This window comes from Agromyces bracchium (genome assembly GCF_009709675.1).
Lineage (GTDB): Bacteria > Actinomycetota > Actinomycetes > Actinomycetales > Microbacteriaceae > Agromyces > Agromyces bracchium.
The window spans coordinates 1-14,230 of record NZ_WMLB01000016.1 but is presented as its reverse complement, the minus strand read 5'-3'; the positions used below and the strand labels follow the sequence as shown (position 1 = coordinate 14,230).

The 14,230-nt window shown below is 73.7% G+C and carries 12 protein-coding genes; 3 read left to right on the top strand and 9 right to left on the bottom strand.

Annotated features, from left to right (window positions below; translation table 11 throughout):
- Positions 1–26: 26 nt before the first annotated feature.
- Positions 27–644, top strand: a complete 618-nt coding sequence (locus GJ743_RS04960) for a TetR/AcrR family transcriptional regulator (RefSeq protein ID WP_155050823.1) — start codon at positions 27–29, stop codon at positions 642–644.
- Positions 645–928: 284 nt separating this feature from the next.
- The gene (locus GJ743_RS04955) at positions 929–1,312 is read left to right on the top strand and encodes a SpoIIAA family protein (protein ID WP_155050822.1); all 384 of its coding nucleotides are present in this window, start codon (positions 929–931) and stop codon (positions 1,310–1,312) included.
- 203 nt (positions 1,313–1,515) lie between these two features.
- On the opposite strand, the gene GJ743_RS04950 is transcribed toward GJ743_RS04955, so the two are convergent.
- The 4 genes from GJ743_RS04950 to GJ743_RS20100 form a co-directional block, all read right to left on the bottom strand.
- Positions 1,516–2,178, bottom strand: coding sequence for a hypothetical protein (locus tag GJ743_RS04950; protein ID WP_155050821.1), 663 nt, complete (start codon positions 2,176–2,178; stop codon positions 1,516–1,518).
- 88 nt (positions 2,179–2,266) lie between these two features.
- Positions 2,267–3,160 (bottom strand): ABC transporter permease, encoded by an 894-nt coding sequence (locus GJ743_RS04945; protein ID WP_230386510.1) that lies wholly within the window; start codon positions 3,158–3,160, stop codon positions 2,267–2,269.
- Positions 3,157–3,894, bottom strand: a complete 738-nt coding sequence (locus GJ743_RS04940) for an ABC transporter ATP-binding protein (RefSeq protein WP_155050820.1) — start codon at positions 3,892–3,894, stop codon at positions 3,157–3,159. The genes GJ743_RS04945 and GJ743_RS04940 overlap by 4 nt, the downstream gene beginning before the upstream one ends.
- Positions 3,891–4,463: a TetR family transcriptional regulator gene (locus GJ743_RS20100; protein ID WP_328288808.1), complete on the bottom strand. Its 573-nt coding sequence runs from the start codon at positions 4,461–4,463 to the stop codon at positions 3,891–3,893. The genes GJ743_RS04940 and GJ743_RS20100 overlap by 4 nt, the downstream gene beginning before the upstream one ends.
- A 91-nt stretch (positions 4,464–4,554) precedes the next feature.
- Here GJ743_RS20100 and GJ743_RS04930 point away from each other — a divergent pair, with 91 nt between their 5' ends.
- Complete coding sequence (locus GJ743_RS04930; RefSeq protein WP_155050819.1) at positions 4,555–6,717, top strand: RecQ family ATP-dependent DNA helicase; 2,163 nt, start codon at positions 4,555–4,557, stop codon at positions 6,715–6,717.
- 605 nt (positions 6,718–7,322) lie between these two features.
- On the opposite strand, the gene paaZ is transcribed toward GJ743_RS04930, so the two are convergent.
- The 5 genes from paaZ to GJ743_RS04905 form a co-directional block, all read right to left on the bottom strand.
- On the bottom strand, positions 7,323–9,395 hold the full coding sequence (paaZ, locus tag GJ743_RS04925; protein WP_155050818.1) for a phenylacetic acid degradation bifunctional protein PaaZ: 2,073 nt from the start codon (positions 9,393–9,395) through the stop codon (positions 7,323–7,325).
- A 76-nt stretch (positions 9,396–9,471) separates the two neighbouring features.
- On the bottom strand, positions 9,472–10,380 hold the full coding sequence (locus GJ743_RS04920; RefSeq protein ID WP_155050897.1) for a 3-hydroxyacyl-CoA dehydrogenase family protein: 909 nt from the start codon (positions 10,378–10,380) through the stop codon (positions 9,472–9,474).
- Positions 10,380–11,165: an enoyl-CoA hydratase/isomerase family protein gene (locus GJ743_RS04915; protein ID WP_155050817.1), complete on the bottom strand. Its 786-nt coding sequence runs from the start codon at positions 11,163–11,165 to the stop codon at positions 10,380–10,382. Before GJ743_RS04915 ends, GJ743_RS04920 begins: the two co-directional genes overlap by 1 nt.
- On the bottom strand, positions 11,162–12,364 hold the full coding sequence (locus GJ743_RS04910; RefSeq protein ID WP_155050816.1) for a thiolase family protein: 1,203 nt from the start codon (positions 12,362–12,364) through the stop codon (positions 11,162–11,164). The genes GJ743_RS04915 and GJ743_RS04910 overlap by 4 nt, the downstream gene beginning before the upstream one ends.
- Positions 12,365–12,699: 335 nt before the next feature.
- Positions 12,700–14,230 (bottom strand): DEAD/DEAH box helicase (locus GJ743_RS04905; protein ID WP_230386508.1); only part of this gene is annotated, 1,531 nt, incomplete at its 5' end.

The window sequence follows — 14,230 nt, the reverse complement described above, 5'->3', positions numbered from 1 at the left end:
GACCCGGCCCTGACAGACTGAAGCGGATGTCACCGAACTCCACGCTCCGACGAGGCCGCCCGGGATACGACCAGCAGGGCATCCTCGAGGTCGCCGTGGCCGCCTTCAACGAGTACGGCTACGACGCGACCTCGATGGGCGTGCTCGCCGACCGCCTGGGCCTCTCGAAGTCGGCGATCTACCACCACTTCAGCTCGAAGGACGAGATCCTCGACCGCGCACTCGACCAGGCGCTGGGCTCGCTCGAGGGCGTGCTCGACGAGACCGAGGCCGCGGGCGGCAGCGCCGCCGACCGGCTCGACGGGGTGCTCCGCGGCGCGGTCCGCGTGCTCGTCGACCAGCTCCCGTACGTGACGCTGCTGCTGCGCGTGCGCGGCAACACCGAGGTCGAGCGGCGCGCGCTCGCGCGCCGGCGCGCGTTCGACAAGCGGGTCACGGCGCTCGTCGCGGAGGCGCAGACCGAGGGGTCGCTCCGCTCAGACATCGACGTGCGCATCGTCGAGCGCCTGCTGTTCGGCATGATCAACTCGATCGTCGAGTGGTACCGGCCCGGCGGCCGTGAGGATGCCGCGCGGCTGGCCGACGACGTCGTGGCCGTCGCGCTCGACGGCCTGCGTGTGCCCGCCGGCGCTCCGCGCCCCTGATCGCCGCCGAGCGCCATCCGCGCCACGCGGCTCGCCGCTCGCCATCCGGGTCGTCGTCACGAAAGGCGGGTCACGCCGGCCCGGCACCCGCCGATCGTGACGACGACCCGGCGCCGCCCGGCCACGCCGCGCCGCGTGCCAGCCGGCCGGCCGCGGCGGTCGGACCGTCGATGGGTTGCGACCGAGTGCACCCGCCCCGCGGGCGACGCGGATCCATGCCGCACGCGAGCCGTGACATCCGCCCCGACCCGCTGCCAGACTGGCGCCGGGAGAAGGGGGACCCGATGATCGAACTGCTCGACGGCCTGCCCGAGGGTGTGATCGGCTTCCGTGCGGTGGGGACCGTGACCGCGGGTGACTACCGCGAGGTGCTCGATCCGGCGATGGATGCCGCGATCGAGACGACGGGCAAGCTCGACTTCGTGATCGTCCTCGGCGAGGAGTTCGACCACTACTCGCTCGGTGCGATGGTCGAGGACGCGAAACTCATCGGCCGACCGCTGTCACTCTGGGACCGCGCGGCGCTCGTGACCGACCGCGACGTGCTCATCGGGATCGCGGTCGCGTTCGGCGGGCTGGTGCCGGGGCAGTTCAAGGCGTTCCCCCTCGCGCACCTCGACGACGCGATCGCGTGGGCCGGCGAAGGGGCGGCGACCCCGGCGACCTGACGCGACTCGCCGGGTCCGTTCGGACGACCGGGGACCCGTGCCGTCGCCGACGTCGCGTTCCCGCCGGCCCGGCGCTCCGCGCCCCTGATCGCCGACCGTCCCGTTCCGGTCGTCGTCACGATCGGCGGGTCGGGGCCCGCCCGGCACCCGCCGATCGTGACGACAACCCACGCCGTCGCCCGGACCCTGCCGGTCGCCCGCGCTCAGCGACCGCCTGCGCCACCGCCCGCCGGGCCGGCCGCGCCGACCTCGGGATGCTCGGGCGGCAGCCCGTGCCGCTTGCCGGCGCGGAGAAGCTCGAGGTTGCGCCGCTCCCAGTCGCGCATCTCCTGCCGCACGGCCTCGAGGACCCGGCTCTCGCCGCAGGTCGGCAGCGTGCGGCCGCACACGCACGATCCCGGCTTCTTCGGATCGGGGTGGTGGAACGCCTGCAGTCGCCAGAGTGCGACCATCGCCGTGTCGACGCGCTTCGCGGTGAGCTGGGTCGCGCGCTCGGCGCGCCGCACGCGGTCGTCGCGAAGCTGGTCCTGGAGCGCCGCGCCGACCTCGCTCGCGGTGTCGATGGCGCCCGCCCGCAACTGGTCACGCTCCGCGGTGAGTCGGGCCACGAGTTCGGCCGCCTCCCCCGCGGCGGCCGACGCCTCCGCGGCCGCGTCGCGCGCGTCGGAATCGTGCGCCTCGAGGATGCCGCACCACAGCGCGATGTGCTCGCGGTCGCGCTGCTCCGCCCGCTCGGGGCCGAGGTGCGATCGGCAGTGCCCGCACACCACCTGGTCGGACGCCGACGCGAACCGGAAGCGCTGCACGCTCCCGCAGCAGAGGCACGGCACGTCGACGTCGGCGTGGAGCGGGTGCTGGTGGGGCATGCGGTCCAGCGTGACCGGCGACGCGGGCGCGGTCAAGTTCGTCGGATGTCGCGAGGCGCCGCGCGACGCCGGCAGCGCAGCCGCCGCCTCAGCGATCCAGCTGCAGCCGCGACCACGCGAGCGCGCACAGCGCGCCGAACGCGAGCGGCACCGTCGGCACGATGAGCAGCGCGGCCGCCGGCACCGCGTCGGGCGCGATCGCCCAGAGCGCGGGCGCGACGAGCGGCACCCATACGCCCACATCGGCGATCGCCGAGACCTGGGCGACCACGATGATCCCGACGGTCGCGGCGATCCCGGGCAGCAGACCCCGCCCGATGGTCGCGACCCATCCGGCCGGCACGGCGATGAGCGCGGAGAGCACCACGAGCACCGGGATCCGGGCGAGCGCGCGGACGCCCGCGGCATCCGTCGCCCCGAAACCCATCGCGAACCCGACGATCGCGATGACGCCCGTGAGTGCGACCGCGACGACCACCGACCAGGCGAGGTAGACGACGAGCTTGCCGAGCGCGATCGCGGGCCGCGACACCGGGAGGCCGAAGAGCGCTGCGACGGTGCCGTCGGCGAACTCGCGGCCGAGCATCCAACTGAGGGCGACGCCGAACGCGAGCACGCCTGCCGCCGCGGTGATCTGGAGTACGACGCCGACGAGGCCGGTCCACCCCGGCGCGCCCGCGAGCGGGCCGAGCTTGGCGAGCACCTGTTCGTCGCCGGATGCCGCGGCCAGCAGCATGCCGAGGGCGAGCACGCCCACGCCGACGACGAGGAGCAGCGTGGTCGAGGCCATCACGCGCGAGGCCATCGCCTTGCGCGCCTCGACGGCGACGCCCGCGCGGAGGCCGACGAGGCAGCGGGTGAATCCGAGGCCGGCACCCCGCGCGGCGAACGGGCCGGGCCCGACCGGGCCGACGCCGCAGCGTCCTGTGCCCGTGCGCACCCCGCTCGGGCCGCCGCGCCCGCCCGTGCGCACCCCGTTCATGCCGCCGCCCTCCGCGTCTCGTCGTCGCCGTGGACGAGCGCGAAGAACGCGCGCTCGAGGTCGAACCCGCCCGGATCGAGCGATCCGATGACCCGACCGTCGTTGACGACCGTGATGCGGTCGGCGACGCGCGCGACCTCGTCGAGGTGGTGGCTCGAGACGAGGATGCCGGCTCCCGCCGCCGCGCGGCGCAGCAGCGACTCGCGCAGGACGATGACTCCCGCCGGGTCGAGCCCGTTCGTCGGCTCGTCGAGCACGATCGCCTCGGGCTCGTGCAGCAGCGCCCCCGCGATGCCAACGCGCTGGCGGTTGCCGAGCGAGAGCCGGCTCGCACGGACGCCGGCGTAGCGACCGAGGTCGAACTCCTCGATGGCCCGGTCGACCGCCGCACCGCCCTGCGCCCGGTCGAGGCCGTGCAGCCGCGCCGCGACCTCGAGGTTCGCGCGGCCGGTGAGCTCGGCGTAGGCGAGCGGGTGCTCGACGAGCTGGCCGACGCGCGACCAGGTCGCGGCATCCGCTCGGCCCACCTCGACGCCGCACACGCGCACGGCGCCGGCGTCGGGTCGCAGCATACCGAGCAGCAGCCGCATGATCGTGGTCTTGCCGGCGCCGTTCAGGCCGACGAGCGCGTGGATCTCGCCCGCGGCGACATCGAGGTCGATGCCATGCACGCCCGCGCCACCGCGGAAGTTGCGGGCGAGGCTGCTGGCCTCGAAGCGGAGTGCGGCGCTCATGCGCCCACCTCGATGACGTCGAGCGCGCGCTCGATCGCGTCGGCGAGCGTGGTCCGCTCCTGTTCGGCCCAGAGGAAGAGGCCGGCGACGAGGGCGGCGAGAACGGATGCTGCGGCGACCCGCGCCTCGTCGGGGCTCGCGCCGTCGGCGACGAGCTGCTCGACGATCGCGCGTTCAGTGTTGCCGGTGTTGCGCCACATGGCCCCGCGGAGCGAGGGCGTGCCCGCGGCGATGCGGACGCGGCGGCGGATGCTCGGCGTCTCGGGCTCGGGCAGCGCACGCCAGGCCGCACGGATGCCGCGTGCGGCCCGCAGGAACGGCGGAAGGTCGCGCGGTTGCGCGGCGACGGCGGCGGTGAGCTGCGGGTCGTACGGGTCGTCGAGGAGCAGGTGCTCCTTCGCAGGGAAGTACCGGAAGAACGTCATCTCGGTGACGCCCGCCGCCCGCGCGATCTGCGCGACGGTCGTCTGGTCGTAGCCCTGGCGCTCGAACAGGTCGAGGCCGTGCTCGACGAGCGCGGCGAGCGTGCGCTCGCGCTTCGAGGGGCGACGGTTCGTGTCGATGGTCACGCGATAATGTTAGTGACTCACATTTTGCGCGTCAAGCGTCCCGCCGCGGCCGAGTGCGGCGACTGTCGGCCGCATGCGCGAGGCTGGATGCATGCCCTCCCCCGACCCCGACGACGTCGCCGACCGCGCGCCTGGCCTCGCAGCCGACGGCGCGACCGACCGCGCGACCGACCTCGACCCCGACCTCCGCGCCGAGGCGCTCGCCGCGCTCCGCGAGCTCGTCGGCCGCGACGACGCCGAGTTCCACGACGGCCAGTTCGAGGCGATCGAGGCGCTGGTGGCCGGCCGCCGTCGCGCCCTCGTCGTGCAGCGCACGGGGTGGGGCAAGTCGGCCGTGTACTTCGTCGCGACGCTGCTGCTCCGGCGCAGGGGCGGCGGCCCGACGATCCTGGTCTCGCCGCTCCTCGCACTCATGCGCGACCAGGTCGCGGCCGCCGAGCGCGCGGGTGTGCGGGCCGTCTCGATCAACTCGGCGAACGCGCACGAGTGGCAGGAGGTGCTCGCGCGCCTCGACGCGGACGAGGTCGACGTGTTGCTCGTCTCACCCGAGCGCCTGAACAACCCGTCGTTCCGCGAGCAGCAGCTGCCGTCGCTCGTGCGCCGGCTCGGCATGCTCGTGGTCGACGAGGCGCACTGCATCAGCGATTGGGGCCATGACTTCCGGCCCGACTACCGACGCCTGCGCGACCTCATCGCCGAGATCCCCGCCGGTGTGCCGGTGCTCGCGACGACGGCGACCGCGAACAGTCGAGTCGTAGCGGATGTCGCGGAGCAGCTGGGCACCGACGTGCTCACGATCCGCGGGCCGCTGGCCCGGTCCTCGTTGCGGCTCGGCGTGCTGCGCCTGCCCGACTCGACGGGCCGGCTCGCGTGGCTGATCGACCACCTCGACGACCTCCCGGGCTCGGGCATCGTCTACGCGCTGACGGTGTCGGCGGCCGTCGACACCGCACGGGTGCTCCGCGAGCGCGGCCACGACGTCCGCGCCTACACGGGTCAGACCGACCCCGACGAGCGCGAGGAGTCCGAGGGGCTGCTGAAGCGCAACGAGGTCAAGGCGCTCATCGCGACGAGCGCGCTCGGCATGGGCTTCGACAAGCCCGACCTCGGCTTCGTCGTGCACCTCGGCGCGCCGTTGTCGCCGGTCGCGTACTACCAGCAGGTCGGCCGCGCTGGGCGCGCGAGCGAGAACGCCGACGTGCTCCTGCTCCCCGGCCGCGAGGACCCGGCGATCTGGCACTACTTCGCGACCGCATCCATGCCCGACGAGGAGCGCGCCCGCCGCGTCATCGACGAGCTCTCCGACGTGCCGCTCTCGACGCCGGCGCTCGAGGCGCGCGTCGACATCCGGCGAACCCCGCTCGAGTTGCTGCTCAAGGTGCTCGACGTCGACGGCGCGGTTCGCCGCGTGCAGGGCGGCTGGGTCGCGACCGGCGAGCCGTGGAGCTACGACGCCGAGCGCTATCGCCGCATCGCCGAGGAGCGCGAGGCCGAGCAGCGCCACATGCTCGAGTACGAGCAGACCGACGGATGCCGCATGGCGTTCCTGCAGCGCTCCCTCGACGACGACACGGCCGCGCCGTGCGGTCGCTGCGACCGGTGCGCGGGCGCCTGGTATCCGGGCGAGGTCGACGCGGATGCCGCGGCCGCGGCCGCGAGCGCGCTCGATCGGGTCGGCGTGCCGATCGAACCGCGCCGCGCGTGGCCGACCGGCGCCGATCGGCTCGGCGTGCCTGTGAAGGGGCGCATCCCGGCCGGCGAGCAGGCCGGCGAGGGTCGCGCGCTCGCGCGGCTGACCGACCTCGGCTGGGGCTCGACGCTGCGCGAGCTCTTCGCACCGAACGCCCCGGACGCGCCGTTGCCGCCGCGCGTGCTCGACGCGTGCGTGCGCGTGCTCGCCGAGTGGGGCTGGGCGGAGCGGCCCGTGGCCGTGGCATCCGTGCCCTCGCGCTCGCACCCGCAGCTCGTCGGCTCCCTCGCGCGCGGCCTCGCCGAGGTCGGCCGTCTGCCCTACCTCGGCGAACTCGCCCCCGTCGACGGCGGGCCGACCGGCGGCCCGGGCGGCAACAGCGCGTTCCGGCTCGCCGGAGTCTGGAACCGCTTCTCGGCCGACGGCCTCGACGTGCCCGTCGGCGGCGTGCTGCTCGTCGACGACCTCGCCGACAGTCGCTGGACGCTCACGGTCGCCGCGCGCGAACTCCGTCGCTCCGGCGCGACCGACGTGCTGCCGTTCGCGCTCGCGCTCCGCGGCTGAGCCCCGGAGGCCGAGAAGCGAGCGCAGCGAGACCCCGCTCCGGTCTCGATACGCGGCCTCCTCCGTCGGCTGCTACTCGACCACCAGGCCCCACCGAACCCCCGGTGGTCGAGTAGCGAGCGCAGCGAGCGTATCGAGACCCGCACCGGTCTCGATACGCGGCCTCCTCCGTCGGCTGCTACTCGACCACCAGGCCCCACCGAACCCTCGGCGGTCGAGAAGCGAGCGCAGCGAGCGTATCGAGACCCCGCACGGGTCCCGATACGCGGCTCCTCTGTCGAATGCTCCTCGACCACCGAGCGACTCATCGGAGGACCGCTGACGCGTCGAGATACTCCTGAAACGAAGGACGGGGCCGTCGCAGGCGCGCGCGGGCGACCCCGGGAACTCCGCCCTCTGGCGAGTGTCCTTATTTTCAGGAGTCATGCAGAGCGCAACCGTCGAGGCGGATCGACCTCGCCCAGAGCGCGCCGACCGTGCGCAACGCCGCGGCGCGCCGACCACCGGGCCGACAACCGGCAACCCGGCGACCCGCAACCCGCAACCGGCGACGGCGACCCGCAACCAGCGAGCGGCGAGCGGCGAGCGGCGAGCGGCGAGCGGCCCTATCCGACCGGAACCGGCACCCGCTCCTTCGCGACGAGCGTCAGCACGTCGTACGTCGCGACGAGCTCGTCGTGCTGGTTCTTCAGCACGGCGTCCCAGCGCACCTCGCCGTACTCGTCGGTTTCGCGCGGGGTGATCTGCTTGGCCGTGAGCTCGACGCGGATCTCGTCGCCGGGCGAGACCGGCGTGATGAAGCGCAGGTTCTCGAGGCCCGAGTTCGCGAGCACCGGTCCGGGCGCGGCGTCGACGAAGAGGCCCGCAGCCCAGGAGACGAGCAGGTACCCGTGCGCCACGCGACCCGGGAAGAACGGGTTCGCCGCTGCGGCCGCCTCGTCCATGTGCGCGTAGAACGTGTCGCCGGTGAAGTTCGCGAACGTCTCGATGTCCTCCAGCGTCACGGTGCGCGAGGGCGACGCGACCTGGTCGCCGATCCGCAGCTCCGCGAGCGACTTGCGGAACGGGTGCACGTCGCCCGACTCCGCGTACGGCCGCGCCGCGGCGCCCGAGTGCCACACGCCCGTGAGCGCGGTGAGCATCGCGGGCGAGCCCTGCACGGCGGTCCGCTGCATGTGGTGGTACACGGCGCGGATGCCGCCGAGCTCCTCGCCGCCGCCGGCGCGGCCGGGGCCGCCGTGCACGAGGTGCGGCACGGGCGAGCCGTGGCCGGTCGACGTGCGCGCGTCGTCGCGGTCGAGGAAGAGGAGGCGGCCGTTCATCGCGGCGATGCCGGACGCGAGTGCGACCGCGACGTCCGGATCATGCGTGGCGACGCTCGTCACGAGCGAACCGCCGCCGCGTGCGACGAGGTCGACCGCCTGGTCGATGGTGTCGTAGGCGATGACGGATGCCACGGGGCCGAACGCCTCGACCTCGTGCACCGCCTCGGCCGTGGCATCCGTGAAGGAGAGCAGCATGGGCGCAACGAATGCGCCGTCGGCGTCGACGCCCTCGGGCGCGTCGGTCGAGCCGATCACGAGCTGGCCGCCGGCCTCCTGCAGCCGACGCACCTGGCGGAGCACCTCATCGCGCTGCGCGAGCGAGGCGAGCGGGCCCATCGTGACGCCCTCGGTGCGCGGGTCGCCGACGACGACCTTCTCGGCGAGGCGCGCGCGCACGGCGTCGACGAGCGCGTCAACGGATGCCGCGGGCACGATCGCCCGGCGGATGGCCGTGCACTTCTGGCCGGCCTTCGAGGTCATCTCGACGACGAGCTGCGCGACGTAGGCGTCGAACTCGGGCGTACCTGGCACCGCGTCGGTGCCGAGCACCGAGGCGTTGATCGAATCGGTCTCGCTCGTGAACCGCACGCCGCCGGTCTGCACCGAGTCGTGCGCGCGCAGGCGCTCGGCCGTCGACGCCGACCCCGTGAACGCGACGAGGTCGCCGACGCGCAGGTGGTCGAACAGGTCGGGCACGCTGCCCGACACGAGCTGCAGCGATCCGGCCGGCAGGAGGCCCGACTCGACGAGGATCCGCACATACGCCTCAGCGAGGTAGCCGGTCGGCGTCGCGGGCTTCACGACCGTCGGCACGCCGGCGAGGAACGCGGGCGCGAACTTCTCGAGCGAACCCCAGACGGGGAAGTTGAACGCGTTGATCTGCACGGCGACGCCGGGCAGGCGCGTGTAGACGTGCCGGCCGATGAACGAGCCGTCCTTCGACAGCGGCTCGACGGGGCCGTCGACGACGACCTTCGCATTCGGCAGCTCGCGGCGGCCCTTCGACGAGTAGGTGAAGAGCACGCCGATGCCGCCGTCGATGTCGACCCACGAGTCGCGCTTCGTCGCGCCGGTACGTGAAGAGAGCTCGTAGAGCTCGGCCTTGCGCTCGGTGAGCACGAGGGCCATCTGCTTCAGCAGCACCGCGCGCTGGTGGAACGTCAGCTCGCCGAGCGAGCGCTGCCCGACGGTGCGGGCGTGCTCGAGCACGGCGCCGAGGTCGAGGCCCTCGGTCGAGACGCGCGCGACGACCTCGCCGGTCGACGCGTCGCGCACCTCGGTGGCGGATGCCTCGGCCGACGCGTCGGGCGTCCACCACGCGTCGCGGACGTAGCTGGGCAGGATGCCGGTCATGTGGGTCTCCTTCATCGAAGTTCGGTGGTGGGGACGTTCCGGTGGTCGAGTAGGCGCGCCAGCGCCGTATCGAGACTCACTGCGCGTCCCACAGGTGGAAGCCCTCGCCGGTCTTGCGACCGAGCTTGCCCTCCGCGACCATGCGGCGGAGCAGTGCGGGCGGTTCGAATCGGTCGCCGAGCTCGCCCGCGAGGTACTCGGCGATGCCGAGCCGCACGTCGAGTCCGACGAGGTCGGTGAGCCGCAGCGGGCCCACGGGGTGCTTGTAGCCGAGCACCATCGCGGTGTCGATGTCCTCCGCGGAGGCCACGCCCTCCTCGAGCATGCGGATCGCCTCGAGCCCGAGGGCGACGCCGAGCCGGCTCGACGCGAAGCCGGGCGCGTCGTGCACGACGATCGGGGCCTTGCCGATCGCCTCGACCCAGCCGCGCGCCTCTTCGACGAGCGCCCCGTCGGTCGAGGTGCCGCGCACGATCTCGACGAGCGCCGACGCGGGCACGGGGTTGAAGAAGTGCAGGCCGAGGAACCGCTCCGGTCGGTCGAGCCGCCCGGCGAGCTCGTCGATCGAGATCGACGACGTGTTCGACGCGAGCGCGGCATCCGCCCCCAGCACGGCCTCGACGCGGGTGAGCGCGTCGACCTTCAGGCCGAGGTCCTCCGGGACCGCCTCGACGACCAGGTCGGCGCCGGCGAAGTCGGCGACGTCGGTCGCGACGTCGAAGCGCTCGGCGAGCGCGTCGGCGGTCTCGTCGGTCGTGCCGCGGGCCACGGATGCCGCGACGGAGTCGAGCACGCGCGTGCGGGCCGCCTCGGCGGCATCCGCATCGCGCTCGACGACGGTGACGCGCGAGCCTGCGAGCAGGAACGCGTGCGCGATGCCCGCACCCATGCGGCCGCCGCCGAGGACGCCGACCCGCTCGGGTGCGCCCGGTGATCGAGGAGCGCGCTCCGCGCGCGTCTCGAGATCCGGCTCGTTCGACTGCATCACTTCGCGCTCCTCTTCGCCGAACGCCGCTCGAGGAACTCGGTCATGCGGCGGTGCTTCTCGGGGCTCTCGAAGAGCACGGCCTGCTCCTCGAGGTCGACGTGGGGGTGGTCGGCGCGCGGCGCGCGCATGACGCGCTTGGTCGCCATGGTCGCGGCGGGGTCGTTCTTCGCGATGCGATCGGCGATCGCGTGGGCCTCCGCGAGGAGGTCGGCCGTCGGGTGCACGGCCGTGACGAGCCCGATCGAGAGCGCCTCGGCCGCGTCGAGGATGCGGCCGGTGAGGAGCAGCTCTGCAGCTCGCGCCTCGCCGACGATCTCCTTCAGCCGCCAGGTCGCGCCCGCGGCCGGGATGATGCCGAGGCCGGTCTCGGGATTGCCGAACTTCGCGTCGGGCGTCGCGATGCGGATGTCGGCGGCGAACGCCAGCTCGGCGCCGCCGCCGAGCGCCCACCCGTCGACCGCGGCGATGACGGGCATCGGCAGCTCGTTGATGCGGACGAACGCGTTCGCGTTGATGCCCGCCCGCGCGTCGGCGGCCGTGCGCTCGCGCATCTGCGCGATGTCGGCGCCCGACGCGAACACCCCGTCGGTGCCCGTGATGATCAGGATGCGCGGCTCGTCCTCGAGCTCCGCGCACAGCGCGTGGATCGCATCGATCGTGGCCTGGTCGATCGCGTTCCGCTTGTCGGGCCGGTTCAGGGTTGCGATGACGCGATCGTCGCGGCGCTCGACGAGCAGCGGCTCCGGCGCGTCCGGCGAGACTGCGACATCCGGCGCGCTCATCGCACGCCCTCGACGATCAGGGCGCTGCCCTGGCCGACGCCGACGCACATCGTCGCGAGGCCGTAGCGCGAGCCCTCGCGCTCCATGCGGCCGAGCAGGGTGACGACGAGTCGCGCCCCCGACGAGCCGAGCGGATGCCCCAGGGCGATCGCGCCGCCATCGGCGTTGACCCGCTCGGGGTCGAGTCCGAGTCGGCGCATCGAGGCGAGCGACTGCGTCGCGAACGCCTCGTTGAGCTCGATCGAGCCGATGTCGTCGAGCGAGACGCCCGAACGCTCGAGGGCCTTCTCGGTCGCAGGGACGGGGCCGAGGCCCATGATCTCGGGCGCGAGTCCGGCGGACGCGCCGACGACGACCCGCGCGCGCGGCGTGAGCCCGTAGCGCTCGACGGCCGAGGCGCTCGCGACGACGATCGCGCTCGCGCCGTCGTTCAGCGAGCTGGAGTTGCCGGCGGTGACCACGCTGCCGCCCTTCACGACCGGGCGGAGTCCGGCGAGCACCTCGAGCGAGGTGTCGCGGCGCGGGCCCTCGTCGACGAGCACCTCGCCGCGCGCGGTCGGCACGCCGACGATCTCGGCCTCGAAGCGGCCCGCGTCGATCGCGGCGGCGGCACGCTGCTGACTGCGGAGCGCGAACGCGTCGGCGTCCTCGCGCGTGATGCCGTCGATGCGCGCGACCTCTTCGGCCGTCTCGGGCATCGAGAACGTGGCCTTGTCGCGGGCGAGGAGCTTCGCGTTCGGGAAGCGCCAGCCGATCGACGTGTCGTACGCCTCGCCGGGCTTCGCCCACGGCTTCTCGGGCTTGGCCTGCACCCAGGGCGCGCGGGTCATCGACTCGACGCCGCCCGCGACGATGAGGTCGGCGTCGCCCGCGCGGATCGCCTGCGCGGCCATCGTGATGGCCGACATGCCCGAGGCGCAGAGGCGGTTCACGGTGATGCCGGGCACCGAGTCGGGGAGCCCGGCGAGGAGCACCGACATGCGGGCGACGTTGCGGTTGTCCTCACCGGCCTGGTTCGCGGCGCCGAGGATGACCTCGTCGATCGCGCCCTCCTCGATCGCGTCGAGCTCGAGCCCGGCGCGGCGGATCGCCTCGCCGACGACGAGACTCGCGAGGTCGTCGGGCCGCACGCTCGCGAGCGCGCCTCCGTACCGACCCACCGGGGTCCGCACCCCGCCGACGAGATACGCCTCCGCCATGCTCTTCTCCTGACCGCGCTGTCGGGACCGTCGCACGCCGCCGGGCGGCGTCCGCGTCATCCGTTCCGGCTGCATTCACAACCGACCGTTCAGTCAGTAAGTATGCCGGAGCAATGCCTCGATCGCCAGTCGAGCCCGCACCACTCAGCTCCTCGACACCGTTCTCAGGAACGTTCGGCCGTATCGCACCCTTCTCAGGAGAACACGCCGGCGATCGCGCGGCGGCCCGGCGCGCCATCCTGAGAAGAGCATCTCTGCCGCGAGGACGACGAAGGCCCCGACCGGGTGGTCGGGGCCTTCGTCAGTGGGGGCAGGCGGATGCCGCGGGGGCGGCGTTACGCGACGGGCGCGTCCTCGTCGGCCGACGCGGAGGCGGCGGGGGCCGCCGTGCGGATCGGGCCGAGGTCGGCGAGCAGTTCGTCGCCGAGGCGCACGTCCTCGAAGTCGACCTCGATCTCGGCGCGGCCGAGGAGGTCCGCGAGGCGGCGCTGGCGATTGCGGGGGATCAGGGTGACGACGCGGCCCTCGCGACCGGCGCGGCCGGTGCGGCCGGCACGGTGCAGGTACGTCTTGTACTCGTCGGGCGCGTCGGCCTGGATGACGAGGTCGATGTCGTCGACGTGGATGCCGCGGGCGGCGACATCCGTCGCGACGAGCACGTCGACCCGGCCGCTCGTGAGCTGCTGCAGGTTGCGCGTGCGCTTGGCCTGGTTGAGGTCGCCGTGCAGGGCGACGGCGAAGATGCCGGCGTCCTCGAGGTGCATCGTGAGGTCCTCCGCGAACGCGCGGGTCCGCGAGAAGATCAGCGTCTTGCCGTTGCGGTCGGCGAGGCTCGCCACGATGTCGCGCTTGTCGCGGTTGTCGATGACGAACACGCGGTGCTCGATCGTGCTCGACGCCTGGTCTTCGCCCGCGACCTCGTGCACGGCCGGGTCGACGAGGAACTCGTCGACGAGCGCGGCCACGCCGGTGTCGAGCGTCGCCGAGAACAGGAGCCGCTGGCTGCCCTCAGGGGTGCGGCGGAGGATGCGCTGCACGGGCTCGAGGAACCCGAGGTCGCACATGTGGTCGGCTTCGTCGAGGACGGTGACCTTGACCTCGGAGAGGTCGAGGCGGCCCTGCTCGATGAGGTCCTCGATACGTCCGGGCGTGCCGATGACGATGTCGACGCCGCGCTGCAGCGCGCCGACCTGGCGGCCCTGCGGGACGCCGCCGTAGATCTGCGTCGTGAAGAGGCCGACGCTCTGGGCGAGCGGCTGCACGGTGCGGTCGATCTGCAGGGCGAGCTCGCGGGTCGGGGCGAGGATCAGCGCGCGGGGCTTGCGGCCCATCTGGCGCTTGCCGCCCGACTTGCCCGAGGCGGCCCAGTCCTGCATGAGGCGCTCGACGGTCGGCGCGCCGAACGCGATGGTCTTGCCCGAGCCGGTGCGGCCGCGGCCGAGGACGTCGCGGCCCTCGAGCACGACCGGGATGGTCGCGGCCTGGATCGGGAACGGCGACTCGGCGCCGAGGTCGCTCAGCGCGCGGACGATGTTGCCGCCGAGACCGAGGTCGGCGAAGCGGATGCCGTCGACCGCCTCGGCCGCAATGGCGTCGGCCTCGAGGCGCTCGAGCACGACGTCGTCGGCCGGCTGGAACCGGTCGGCGCGGTCGTTGCGGTCGTTGCGGTCGTTGCGGTCGTTCGCGGGGTAGAACGACGACGGGCGACGCTCGGAGTCGCGGAAACCGGGACGGTCGAACTCGCGGCGGCGGGGCCCGCGGTCGTCGCGGTCGTCGCGGTCGTACGAGCGGGTCGGGCGGTCGTCGCGGTCGAACCGGCGGGGGGCGCGGTCATCGCGGTCGAACCGGCGGGGGGCGCGGTCATCG

What these genes read in the sequence shown, in the direction of transcription:
- GJ743_RS04960 (WP_155050823.1), top strand. Translation starts at nt 27, where the DNA reads ATGTCACCGAACTCCACGCTCCGACGAGGCCGCCCGGGATACGACCAG.
- GJ743_RS04955 (WP_155050822.1), top strand. Translation starts at nt 929, where the DNA reads ATGATCGAACTGCTCGACGGCCTGCCCGAGGGTGTGATCGGCTTCCGT.
- GJ743_RS04950 (WP_155050821.1), bottom strand. Translation starts at nt 2,178, where the DNA reads ATGCCCCACCAGCACCCGCTCCACGCCGACGTCGACGTGCCGTGCCTC.
- GJ743_RS04945 (WP_230386510.1), bottom strand. Translation starts at nt 3,160, where the DNA reads ATGAACGGGGTGCGCACGGGCGGGCGCGGCGGCCCGAGCGGGGTGCGC.
- GJ743_RS04940 (WP_155050820.1), bottom strand. Translation starts at nt 3,894, where the DNA reads ATGAGCGCCGCACTCCGCTTCGAGGCCAGCAGCCTCGCCCGCAACTTC.
- GJ743_RS04930 (WP_155050819.1), top strand. Translation starts at nt 4,555, where the DNA reads ATGCCCTCCCCCGACCCCGACGACGTCGCCGACCGCGCGCCTGGCCTC.
- paaZ (WP_155050818.1), bottom strand. Translation starts at nt 9,395, where the DNA reads ATGACCGGCATCCTGCCCAGCTACGTCCGCGACGCGTGGTGGACGCCC.
- GJ743_RS04920 (WP_155050897.1), bottom strand. Translation starts at nt 10,380, where the DNA reads ATGCAGTCGAACGAGCCGGATCTCGAGACGCGCGCGGAGCGCGCTCCT.
- GJ743_RS04915 (WP_155050817.1), bottom strand. Translation starts at nt 11,165, where the DNA reads ATGAGCGCGCCGGATGTCGCAGTCTCGCCGGACGCGCCGGAGCCGCTG.
- GJ743_RS04910 (WP_155050816.1), bottom strand. Translation starts at nt 12,364, where the DNA reads ATGGCGGAGGCGTATCTCGTCGGCGGGGTGCGGACCCCGGTGGGTCGG.